This is a genomic window from Caballeronia sp. M23-90 (assembly GCF_053574605.1).
In genome coordinates this window covers 1-10056 of the sequence record NZ_JBSIPA010000235.1, presented here as the reverse complement: position 1 = coordinate 10056, position 10056 = coordinate 1, and the positions used below count along the sequence as shown (strand labels likewise).

Below are 10056 nucleotides of genomic sequence, written 5' to 3'. Positions count from 1 at the left end.
GCGCGTGACGCGGGCCCTTTTGCATCGAAGTATTCGCGTTTGAAGAGGGCGCAAATGGCGTCGCCTGAAACTTCTTCGCCGGAGGAATCGGCGACTTTTTGAACAGCGTGGCTGAACTCGATCTGCATCAGGTCGCGAAGGCCGGCATTGCGCGCACGTTCCAGAACATCCGTTTGTTCGGCGGCATGACCGCGCTCGAGAACGTGATGGTCGGGCGGCATGTCCGCACGAAGCACGGCTTGATCGGCGCGGTGTTGCAGACGCCTTCGGAGCGTCGCGAAGAGAAGGAAATCAAGGAACGCGCACTGGAACTGCTGGAGTACGTGGGCGTCTTGCAATACGCGGACTACACGTCGCGCAACTTGTCGTACGGTCACCAGCGGCGTCTGGAAATCGCACGCGCCCTGGCGACCGATCCGAAGCTTCTCGCACTCGATGAACCCGCCGCCGGCATGAACGCCACGGAGAAAGTCGAACTCACGCGCTTGCTCGACAAGATCCGCAGCGACGGCCGTACGATCTTGCTGATCGAACACGATGTGAAACTGGTGATGGGATTGTGCAACCGGATGACGGTGCTCGATTACGGCAAGGTGATCGCCGAGGGTCTGCCGCAGGACGTGCAGAAGGACCCGAAGGTGATCGAGGCTTATCTCGGGGCAGGGGTTCACTGATGGCGACGACGAACGGTATGAATAACGGAATGGCGGCCGGCACGGCGATGCTCAAGATCAAGGGCCTGCAGGTGAGCTACGGCGGCATCCACGCGGTGAAGGGCGTGGATCTGGAAGTCGGGCAGGGCGAACTCGTGACGCTGATCGGCGCGAACGGCGCGGGCAAGACGACCACGATGAAAGCCATCACGGGTCTGAAGCCGTATTCGGCGGGCGACATTGAATACATGGGCAAGTCCATCAAGGGCGTGCCCTCGCATGAGTTGCTCAAGCGCGGTCTCGCGATGGTGCCGGAAGGCCGCGGCATCTTCGCGCGCATGTCGATTCTGGAAAACATGCAGATGGGCGCGTACTTGCGCAACGACAGTGACGAGATCCAGAAGGACACTGATCGCATGTTCGGTTTCTTCCCGCGCCTGAAGGAACGTGCGGCGCAATATGCGGGCACGTTGTCGGGCGGCGAGCAGCAGATGCTGGCGATGGCGCGCGCGTTGTTGTCGCGCCCGAAACTGCTCTTGCTCGATGAGCCGTCAATGGGTCTCTCCCCAATCATGGTCGAGAAGATTTTCGAAGTGGTTCGCGAGATTTCTTCTGAAGGCCTGACCGTGCTGCTGGTCGAGCAGAACGCACGGCTTGCGTTGCAGGCGGCGAATCGTGGCTACGTGATGGATTCGGGTCTCGTCACCATGTCCGGCGACGCCAAGACCATGCTCGACGATCCGAAGGTTCGCGCGGCTTACCTGGGCGAATGACGCGTTGTTGATAAAAACCGCATGCCTTCATCAGGCATGCGGTTTTTTTACGCCTGAAGCCGTTTGCCGAGGCTCACGACTTCGTCCATGTGATACCCGAGCTTCGCATAGAACGCCCGCGTCTCCGGCTTGTTCGCCATGATCTGCAGATTGAGCTTCGGACATCCAAGCGATGCAAGCGCTCGTTCCGCATGTTCGACCAGCGCCCGCCCGTAGCCGTTCCCGCGCTGATCCTCGGCGACCGCGAGCGAATAAAGCCATCCGCGATGTCCGTCGTAGCCCGTCATCACCGTCCCGATCACGCGCTCGCCCAGCACGCCAACGAAGAATAGTTCGGGTTGCATGGCCAGCTTGTTCCGTATCGATAAACGCGGGTCCCGCTGCGGTTTTCCCGGTACCGCATACTCCGGAAAAACCTCCGACCAGAGCGCGAGCACGGCGTCCGTGTCGCGCTCATCGAAAACGCGGATGATCACAGCTTGTCGAGGATGGAGCGCAGCATCGACAACATCTGGTCGATCTCGTCCTTCGTCACGTTCAGCGCCGGCATGAAGCGCAACAGGTTCGGGCGGGCGGCGTTCAGCAGCAAACCGTCCGGACCCATGTCGCGCGCCATTTCGACGATTTTCGGGCCGTTGTCGTTGTTCAGCAGCAGCGCGCGCAGCAATCCTTCGCCGCGTTCACCGTTAAAGCCGCGTTCCTCCGAAAGCTGCAGCAACTGCGCTTTCAGATACTCGCCGCGTTCACGCACGCCTTCGAGGAAACCCGGCGCCGTCAGTTGCGAGATCACCGAAAAACCCACGGCTGTGGTCAACGGGTTGCCGTTGTACGTGCCGCCCTGATCGCCCGGTTCGAAGCATGCGACTTCCTTGGTCGACAGCAACGCCGCCAACGGCACGCCGCCGCCGATACCTTTGCCCAGCGTCATGATGTCCGGCTCCACGCCCGACAATTCATACGCGAACAACGTGCCGGCGCGGCCGCAACCGCTTTGCACTTCGTCGACGATCATCAGCAGGTTGTGCTTCTTCGTCAGCTCGCGCAACGCCTGCATGAACTCGCGCGTGGCCGGGATCACGCCGCCTTCGCCCTGGATGGGTTCGAGCATGACGCCGACGGTTTTATCGGTGATGAGTTTTTCAACCGATGCAATGTCGTTCAAATCGGCCTTCGGAAAGCCCGGCACTTGCGGTGCGTAAATGGTGTCCCAACCCGGTTTGCCCGATGCCGACATGGTCGCGAGCGTGCGCCCGTGGAAGCTGTGGTCGAAGGTGATGATCTCGTACGCGCCGCCCTTGAACTTCTTGCCCCACTTGCGCGCGAGCTTGATCGCGCCTTCGTTGGCTTCGGCGCCGCTGTTGGCAAAGAACACTTTGTCGAAGCAGCTATTGGCGCTCAGCAATCCGGCGAGCTGGGCCATGGGCGCGTTGTAGAACGCCGGCGACGGGTTGATCAGCGTGCGCGCCTGCTTGTTCAGGGCTTCGATCATGCCGTCGTTGCAATGGCCGAGACTGTTCACGGCCCAGCCCTGGATGAAATCCAGGTATCGCTTCTCGTTGTTGTCGTAGAGCCATGAACCCTTGCCGTGCGTGAACACGATCTCGGGACGGTTCGTGATGAACATCAACGATTCGACGGGATACTCTTGGAAATTCATGACGGCGGGCTCCACAAAAACAGCAAAGGAAAAAAGCGGCGAAGTTCAAGACGGCACCAGAAATGCAAAAAGCCACGGATGTCCGTGGCTTCATGGTGGCGAAATGTGCGCAGGCTTGAAATCAAGCGCCAATCCGTGACGAGCCAGCGGCATCCCTAAGGGAGCGGCGAGCGGCGACGTCGAAGATTGGTCTGGAGGCTGAGCATCTGCGAAGAATACGATAGGAAGTTCCTGCATGTAAACCGTGACGGCCGATTTTTATCGAACCGTCACGTCCTGGACCTTGACGAACAGACCGGATTCGCGAGATCGGCCGCGCTGGTGAACGAGTCGGCGAAGAATTCGTCCTCCGGCAAGCGGTGATGATTCGTGAAGTCGCGTTGCGCCGATTCCACCATCACCGGCGCGCCACATGCGTAAACCTGGTACGCGCTCAAGTCTGGCAGATCTTCAATGACAGCACGATGAACAAAGCCGGTCCGGCCGGTCCATGCATCGGTTTCATCGGGTTCTGACAAAACCGGAACGAACGAGAAGTTCGGCACTTCTTTCGCCCATTGTTCGGCGAGCTCCATCATGTACAGGTCCTGCTTGCGGCGCCCGCCCCAATAAAGCGTCATGGGACGGTTCAGGTTCTTGAACACCGCATGCTCGATGATCGCCTTGATCGGCGCAAAGCCCGTACCGGATGCGAGCAGGACGATCGGCTTCTCGGAATCTTCGCGCAGGAAGAACGTGCCGAGCGGGCCTTCGAAGCGCAGGATGTCACGCTCTTTCATGTTGCCGAACACGTGGTCCGTGAAGGTGCCGCCGGGCATGTGACGGATATGCAGCTCGATCGGGCCTTCATGGTGCGGCGGGCTTGCCATCGAATAACTGCGGCGCTTGCCGTCCTTCAGAATGAATTCGATGTACTGCCCGGCCAGATACTGCAGCCGTTCGTTCGCGGGCAACTGCAGCTTCAGCTCCACGACATCGGTGCCCTTGCGCTCGAGCGCGTTCACGCGGCAGGGCAGCTTCTTGACCTGGATGTCTCCTACGCCGGCGACTTCGCGCACGTCGACCACGAGATCGCCCTTGGGCGTCGCACAGCAGAGCAGCGCCATGCCGCGGGTTTTTTCATCGTTGGACAAGGCCGACGACGAATGCGGCGCCTGCTCCACTTCGCCGGACACGACCGTGCCCTTGCACGAACCGCAGGCTCCGTTCTTGCAACCGTAAGGAAGTCCGATGCCCTGGCGCAGCGCTGCGAGCAGCACCGCTTCGTCAGGTTCTACCTGAAACTGCCGGCCGCTTTGCCGGAGCGTAACGTTGAAAGCCATAGATCCTGGATGAGTTGGATGAAACAAAAGCCAAAGCGCTCGCGGCTACAATCGACAGCATGATCGCCACTCGAAAACTTCGCCGCGCGCGCGTGCTGATTGCCGGTTGCGGCGATGTCGGCATGCGCTGCGTGCCGCTACTCGCCCAACGTGCCGCCGCGCCCCGCGTGATCGCGTTGTCGAGCCAGCCCGCACGCGCCGCCGAACTGCGTGCAGCCGGAACGACGCCGCTCATTGGCAATCTCGACGATCGCCGCAGCCTGCGCCGCCTCGCCGGGCTTGCCTCGACGGTCCTGCATCTCGCACCGCCCCAAAAATCCGGCGATGACGACTTGCGCACCCGCGCACTGATCGCAGCATTAAGTGCGCCGCGACGTTCCGTGGCACGGGTTGCGACCACAGCGGTGGCCCGCCAACGAGCATGGCGCGGCTGGTTTCGTGCGACCTTTGAGCGCGGTGCGGGAGCCACAAAAAGAGCGTTCATTGTACCCGAGCGGGTTTCGGATTCCCCTGCGCGCGGCCGGCCGATACGCGTGGTTTACGCGAGCACGTCCGGTGTTTATGGCGATTGCGGCGGGGCCTGGATCGATGAAACCCGTCCTGTGCGGCCGGACAACGGGCGGGCGAAACGGCGGGTATCGGCGGAAACGCAATTGCGCCGGGCGGCACGGCGCGGTCCGATGAGTGCATCGATTGTGCGGATTCCCGGCATTTACGCGGGCGACCGCTTGCCGCTTGCGAGGTTGCAGAAGGGAACGCCCGCTCTTGCGCCCGCGGACGATGTTTTCACCAATCACATTCATGCCGACGATCTCGCGGCCATCATGGTCCTGGCGATCCGGCGTGGACGGCCGCAGCGCGTGGTGCACGCATCGGACGACAGTGAATTGCGCATGGGCGATTATTTCGACCGCATCGCCGACGCCTATGGGCTGCCGCGCGCCCCGCGCGTTTCGCGCGAAGAAGCCGAAGCGCAACTCGAACCGATGATGCTCTCGTTCATGCGCGAGTCGCGACGCTTGAAAAACACCCGATTGCGTCAGGAGATGCGTTACGCGTTGCAATATCCGAGCATCGACGACTTCTTGAAGCGCGTTGAGGTCACATCAGGACCGGCAACGTCTCCAGCAGGATGAAGCACAGCAAAGCGCCAATCAGCGCCCCGATCAGGTTCGGCTGATAACGGTGGCGAAGGTGCATCGTCACCATCAAACCGGCGATAAACACCACGCTGATTGCCACGAACGCGATCATTGCAAGGCTCATGTGGGCGGCCATGACGGCCCTCCTGCTTTTTTTAATAGTCGTGAAAGCAGTATAGATTTAGGTCCGACGAAAGGCATGCTGCAGTGCGGCTACGGTGTTTGCGTTTTTGCAACGCTAACAAAAAGCTAGCGTGAATCGATGAACGCCGAGACATCCGCAAGTACGGTCGAGCGTCCCCGCAAGGGCAGCGCCAGCGCCGCAACGATCCGAACGTGACTGAACCCGTCGTAGTGTTTCACTTCCACCGAATCACCATGTTTGCGCAGCACCGCTGCGAGACGGTCGGTGTTGCCAGGATCGACGGTGGTGTCGTCGGTGCCGGCGGCAAGGAACATCGGCGGTTCGTGGCCGGTGACGTAGTTGACCGGCTGGCTTTCGGGACGCGTGCTGGCCGGGAAGACATCGAGCAGCGTGCGATCCTGTATTGGCAGGAAATCGTAAGGCCCGGCGAGGCCGATCACGCCGCGCAGATCGGCCTTCGACATCGATTGCGACGCCAGATAACGCGGGTCCGTCGCAATCAACGCCGCGAGATGCGCGCCGGCCGAATGGCCCATCACGAACAAGCGGTGCGGATCGCCGCCAAATTCCTGCGCATGATCGCGGGCCCAGCGCACGGCGGCAGCGGCGTCATCGACAAAACCGGGAAAAGCCGTCTCCGGATACTTCCGGTAATCGGGCAACACGGCTACGTAGCCACGCGAGGTCAGCGCCTGAGCTACGAAAAGGTAGTTGCTGCGGCTGCCGTTCTGCCAGCTTCCGCCGTAAAAGAACACGACGACAGGGCGCTTTTCACCTAGCGCGGCCGGCTGCGAGGGAACGTAGACATCGAGTTCCTGTTCCTCGTCCGAGCCGTAGGCGATATCGGCCGTTTTCCGATAACCGCTCGACGGAATCGCTGCGTTCAAAAGTCTGACAGGGCTGCATGCGGCGAGCGCCGTGGCGCACAAGCTGGCGAGACCGAGCATCAGGGTACGGCGTTTTTGTTGTACTGGCATGAAGTTCTTGATGCGAAGGGATGCCAGGATTTACGTTTGGCCGGCCCGGATGGATGCAGGGCGATCAGCTTTGCCTGAGCATTGCGAGATCGGCGTCGTTCAGCCAGCGCCATTGGCCTTCAGCGAGGTCGGGCGGCAAAGCATAGCCGCCAATGCGTTCCCGATGCAGTCCATCCACGCGATTCCCCGACGCCGCGACCATGCGCTTGACCTGGTGATACTTACCCTCCAGCACGGACAGTTCCAGCAGCCGTTCGCCGCGTTGATTTGCCGAGACGGCGGTGATCGGCTGCGACTCGCCGTGCAAAAGAACGCCTTCGCGAAGCGCGCCGAGCTGGGTCTCATCGAGTGGATGTTTGGTGGTTGCGAGGTAGACCTTCGGCACTTTCTTTTTCGGCGATGTGAACGCATGGACGAACGCGCCATCGTCGGACAAAAGCAGCAGGCCGGTCGTGTCCTGATCGAGCCGTCCGACGCACTGCACGCCACGCTCCGCGAGTTGCAGCGGCAGCAGGTGGAACACGCTCAAATGATGCTGCGGGTCCCGCGAGCATTCATAGCCTGGCGGTTTGTTCAGCACCAGATACGCTTTTTCGCGATACTGCCAGCGGACGTCATCGACATGGAACTCGAAGGACATCAAGGCATCCGGGGTAATCGTGGTGTCCGGATTGGTGCATGTCGCTCCGCCGATGGACACGCGCCCGTCCGCGATCAGCGCGCGGCATTGCCGGCGTGAGCCAAAGCCCTGTGTGAAGAGAATGCGTTCGAGATCCATCGGGGCGTTGCCTGGCTCAAGTGAAGTGAAGCGAATTGAAGGGCGGGCGCACATTCTAGCAACGCGCATGAAAGGCCATTTTTCATGGATATGCCTTCCACTGCCGTCTATGCTTTTCCAACCAGTGAGAACGAATCACACGAGCTACGCAAATCACGCGAACCACGAAAGGAAGCTGAAACCGCATTGACGCATTATCGGTTCGACACCCCTCTTTTTCCTCAAGGAGCACGACATGGCAAAAAACACGGTCGCGGAATTTCTGGCGAAGACATTGGCCGCAGCGGGCGTCGAACGAATCTGGGGCGTGACGGGCGACAGCCTGAACGGACTTGCCTATAGCCTCGATCAGGTCGGCTCGATCAAATGGATGCACACGCGGCACGAGGAAGTCGCGGCGTTCGCGGCCGGCGCCGACGCTGCGTCGACGGGAAAACTCGCCGTCTGCGCCGGCAGTTGCGGCCCGGGCAACCTGCATCTGATCAACGGCTTGTACGACTGCCACAGGAACCAGCAGCCCGTCCTGGCGATCGCTGCGCATATTCCGTCGTCGGAGATCGGGCTCGGGTACTTCCAGGAAACGCATCCTACCGAACTGTTCAAGGAATGCAGCCATTACGTCGAGCTGGTCTCGAACGCCGCGCAGTTTCCCCGCGTGCTCGCCCGCGCAATGCGCACGGCGATCGAAGAGCGCGGCGTGGCGGTGATCGTGCTGCCAGGGGATGTGGCGTTGAGCGAAGCGCCTGCCGAGACGCCATCGTGGTCGTCGACGGGTCCTTCGACCATCCTGCCTTCGGATATCGATATTGAAAGGCTCGCGGCCATGCTGAACGAGTCGGACGCGGTCACGCTCATGTGCGGCAGCGGCACTGCCGGCGCGCACGACGAAGTCGTCGCACTCGCGGACGCGCTCGGCGCACCGGTCGTGCATGCAATGCGCGGCAAGCAGTTCATCGAATGGGACAATCCGTATGACGTCGGCATGACGGGGCTGATCGGCTTCAGCTCGGGTTATCACGCCATGATGTCCTGCGACACGCTGCTGCTGCTCGGCTGCGATTTCCCGTACCGCCCGTTTTATCCCACCGACGCCAAGATCATCCAGGTCGACTGGCGCGGCTCGAAGCTCGGCGCGCGCGCGCCCTTGTCGCTCGGATTGGTGGGAACGGTGAAGGAAACGGTCGCGGCCGTGTTGCCGAAGATCACGCGCAAGCCGGACCGCGGTTTCATCGATACCGCGCGCAAGCACTACGCGTCGGCGCGAAAGGGACTCGATGAACTCGCGACACCCTCGGGTCCCGGCCGCCCGATCCATCCGCAATACCTGACGAAGCTGATCAACGAAGCAGCCGACGAAAACGCCATCTTCACCGCCGATGTCGGCACGCCGACCGTCTGGGCAGCGCGCTACCTGACGATGAACGGCAAGCGGCAGCTTCACGGCTCGTTCAACCACGGCTCCATGGCGAACGCGATGCCACAGGCGCTCGGCGCGCAAGGCGCGCATCCGGGGCGGCAGGTGATCTCGTTGTCGGGTGACGGCGGTCTGTCGATGCTGCTCGGCGACCTGTTGAGCGCCCGCCAACTCCAGTTGCCGATCAAAGTGGTGGTTTATAACAACAGTCTGCTCGGCTTCGTTTCCATGGAGCTGAAGGCCGCTGGTTACCTTGATACCAACGTCGATCTGGCCAAGACCAACTTCGCGGCGATCGCGCAGGGCGCGGGCATTTTCAGCATCCGCGTGGAAGAGTCGGAGGACATCGCAGAGGCGCTGCAGAAGGCTTTCGCGCATCCGGGGCCGGCGTTGGTGGACGTGGTGACAGCGAAACACGAACTCGCCATGCCGCCCAAAGTGGAACTGGCGCAGGCAAAAGGCTTCAGCCTCTACATGCTGCGCGCGATCCTGAACGGTCGCGGCGACGAAATCGTAGAGCTCGCGAGGACTAATTTTCGATAGGAATATTCTGATTTCGTTGAAATTCTGGTTATTTCGAACAACAATGCGATGCTGCAATCGATTTACAACTCCAGGGAGATTGGCAATGAAGAAGTTCTCGCAGATCGCATTGGTTGGTGCACTCGCATTTGCGTTTGCAGGCGCGGCAATGGCTCAGGGAGCAGGCGGTGGCGGCGGTTCGAAGACCGACGAAAGCAAGCCGCCGGTCAGCCCAGTTGAACCGAAGCCGCATCTGCCGCATTTGAAGCATCATAAGAAAGCGGCATCGGAAGCTGGCGGTACTACGCTGCACAAGCAGGACAAGGCATCGCACATGAAGGGCGCATCGGCGGCTATGGCTGCATCGGCGATGGGCACGAACGACAAGGGCGCACCGCAATAAGCGGCCCTGAAGTAGATACGAAAAAGCGGCACGCGTGAGCGTGCCGCTTTTTTTATCGCCGTCGCGAGCTTACTCTTCGCTGGTCGCCGCCACTTTGGAGCGACTGCGTGGCGTAGTCTTGCGAGACGCTTTTTTCGCCGCTGTTTTCTTGACCGCGGGTGCTTTTTGGGATTGGACGGTATCAGGGGCATCGACGTTTGCACCCGGCTCCGCATGGGTCGGCGGTGCCGCAGCTTTCTTCGATGCCACCTGACGCCCGCGCCTTGCCGA

General features: G+C 61.0%; 10 protein-coding genes and 3 pseudogenes. 5 read left to right on the top strand and 8 right to left on the bottom strand.

Going from position 1 to position 10056, the window contains the following annotated elements; translation table 11 throughout:
* A pseudogene (locus ACRXB1_RS21285) lies at positions 1 to 173 on the bottom strand (2-isopropylmalate synthase); the annotation flags it as partial.
* Between ACRXB1_RS21285 and ACRXB1_RS21280 the strand changes: the two are divergent.
* Together ACRXB1_RS21280 and ACRXB1_RS21275 are read left to right on the top strand one after the other, a co-directional pair.
* Positions 123 to 674 (top strand): annotated as a pseudogene (locus tag ACRXB1_RS21280) (ABC transporter ATP-binding protein); the annotation flags it as partial. The pseudogenes ACRXB1_RS21285 and ACRXB1_RS21280 overlap by 51 nt on opposite strands.
* Positions 675 to 721: 47 nt before the next feature.
* Positions 722 to 1426 carry an ABC transporter ATP-binding protein gene (locus tag ACRXB1_RS21275; protein ID WP_213777719.1) on the top strand — a complete coding sequence of 235 codons (705 nt, stop codon included), beginning with the start codon at positions 722 to 724 and terminating at the stop codon, positions 1424 to 1426.
* A gap of 47 nt (positions 1427 to 1473) precedes the next feature.
* Here the strand turns inward: ACRXB1_RS21275 and ACRXB1_RS21270 are convergent, their stop codons facing one another.
* The 3 genes from ACRXB1_RS21270 to ACRXB1_RS21260 form a co-directional block, all read right to left on the bottom strand.
* The gene (locus ACRXB1_RS21270) at positions 1474 to 1902 is read right to left on the bottom strand and encodes a GNAT family acetyltransferase (RefSeq protein WP_062169438.1); all 429 of its coding nucleotides are present in this window, start codon (positions 1900 to 1902) and stop codon (positions 1474 to 1476) included.
* Positions 1899 to 3083, bottom strand: a complete 1185-nt coding sequence (locus ACRXB1_RS21265) for an acetylornithine transaminase (RefSeq protein WP_061998742.1) — start codon at positions 3081 to 3083, stop codon at positions 1899 to 1901. Before ACRXB1_RS21265 ends, ACRXB1_RS21270 begins: the two co-directional genes overlap by 4 nt.
* A 269-nt stretch (positions 3084 to 3352) precedes the next feature.
* The gene (locus tag ACRXB1_RS21260) at positions 3353 to 4405 is read right to left on the bottom strand and encodes a CDP-6-deoxy-delta-3,4-glucoseen reductase (protein WP_449493124.1); all 1053 of its coding nucleotides are present in this window, start codon (positions 4403 to 4405) and stop codon (positions 3353 to 3355) included.
* Between the two features lie 59 nt (positions 4406 to 4464).
* Here ACRXB1_RS21260 and ACRXB1_RS21255 point away from each other — a divergent pair, with 59 nt between their 5' ends.
* Positions 4465 to 5541 (top strand): NAD-dependent epimerase/dehydratase family protein, encoded by a 1077-nt coding sequence (locus ACRXB1_RS21255; RefSeq protein ID WP_449493123.1) that lies wholly within the window; start codon positions 4465 to 4467, stop codon positions 5539 to 5541.
* On the opposite strand, the gene ACRXB1_RS21250 is transcribed toward ACRXB1_RS21255, so the two are convergent.
* From ACRXB1_RS21250 to ACRXB1_RS21240, 3 genes are all read right to left on the bottom strand, one after another.
* Positions 5507 to 5683 carry a hypothetical protein gene (locus ACRXB1_RS21250; protein WP_172811918.1) on the bottom strand — a complete coding sequence of 59 codons (177 nt, stop codon included), beginning with the start codon at positions 5681 to 5683 and terminating at the stop codon, positions 5507 to 5509. The genes ACRXB1_RS21255 and ACRXB1_RS21250 overlap by 35 nt on opposite strands.
* Before the next feature lie 113 nt (positions 5684 to 5796).
* Complete coding sequence (locus ACRXB1_RS21245) at positions 5797 to 6669, bottom strand: alpha/beta hydrolase (protein WP_449493122.1); 873 nt, start codon at positions 6667 to 6669, stop codon at positions 5797 to 5799.
* Between the two features lie 64 nt (positions 6670 to 6733).
* Positions 6734 to 7447, bottom strand: a complete 714-nt coding sequence (locus ACRXB1_RS21240) for a pseudouridine synthase (RefSeq protein ID WP_061998744.1) — start codon at positions 7445 to 7447, stop codon at positions 6734 to 6736.
* Positions 7448 to 7682: 235 nt separating this feature from the next.
* On the opposite strand from ACRXB1_RS21240, the gene poxB reads away from it, so the two are divergent.
* Together poxB and ACRXB1_RS21230 are read left to right on the top strand one after the other, a co-directional pair.
* Positions 7683 to 9404 (top strand): ubiquinone-dependent pyruvate dehydrogenase, encoded by a 1722-nt coding sequence (gene poxB / locus ACRXB1_RS21235; protein ID WP_061998745.1) that lies wholly within the window; start codon positions 7683 to 7685, stop codon positions 9402 to 9404.
* A gap of 85 nt (positions 9405 to 9489) precedes the next feature.
* The gene (locus tag ACRXB1_RS21230; RefSeq protein ID WP_061998746.1) at positions 9490 to 9786 is read left to right on the top strand and encodes a hypothetical protein; all 297 of its coding nucleotides are present in this window, start codon (positions 9490 to 9492) and stop codon (positions 9784 to 9786) included.
* Positions 9787 to 9855: 69 nt separating this feature from the next.
* On the opposite strand, the pseudogene ACRXB1_RS21225 reads toward ACRXB1_RS21230, so the two are convergent.
* Positions 9856 to 10056 (bottom strand): annotated as a pseudogene (locus ACRXB1_RS21225) (hypothetical protein); the annotation flags it as partial.

Bases quoted from the DNA above. Each gene is read 5' to 3' on its own strand.
- ACRXB1_RS21275 (WP_213777719.1), top strand. From the start codon at position 722: ATGCTCAAGATCAAGGGCCTGCAGGTGAGCTACGGCGGCATCCACGCG.
- ACRXB1_RS21265 (WP_061998742.1), bottom strand. From the start codon at position 3,083: ATGAATTTCCAAGAGTATCCCGTCGAATCGTTGATGTTCATCACGAAC.
- ACRXB1_RS21260 (WP_449493124.1), bottom strand. From the start codon at position 4,405: ATGGCTTTCAACGTTACGCTCCGGCAAAGCGGCCGGCAGTTTCAGGTA.
- ACRXB1_RS21255 (WP_449493123.1), top strand. From the start codon at position 4,465: ATGATCGCCACTCGAAAACTTCGCCGCGCGCGCGTGCTGATTGCCGGT.
- ACRXB1_RS21250 (WP_172811918.1), bottom strand. From the start codon at position 5,683: ATGGCCGCCCACATGAGCCTTGCAATGATCGCGTTCGTGGCAATCAGC.
- ACRXB1_RS21245 (WP_449493122.1), bottom strand. From the start codon at position 6,669: ATGCCAGTACAACAAAAACGCCGTACCCTGATGCTCGGTCTCGCCAGC.
- ACRXB1_RS21240 (WP_061998744.1), bottom strand. From the start codon at position 7,447: ATGGATCTCGAACGCATTCTCTTCACACAGGGCTTTGGCTCACGCCGG.
- poxB (WP_061998745.1), top strand. From the start codon at position 7,683: ATGGCAAAAAACACGGTCGCGGAATTTCTGGCGAAGACATTGGCCGCA.
- ACRXB1_RS21230 (WP_061998746.1), top strand. From the start codon at position 9,490: ATGAAGAAGTTCTCGCAGATCGCATTGGTTGGTGCACTCGCATTTGCG.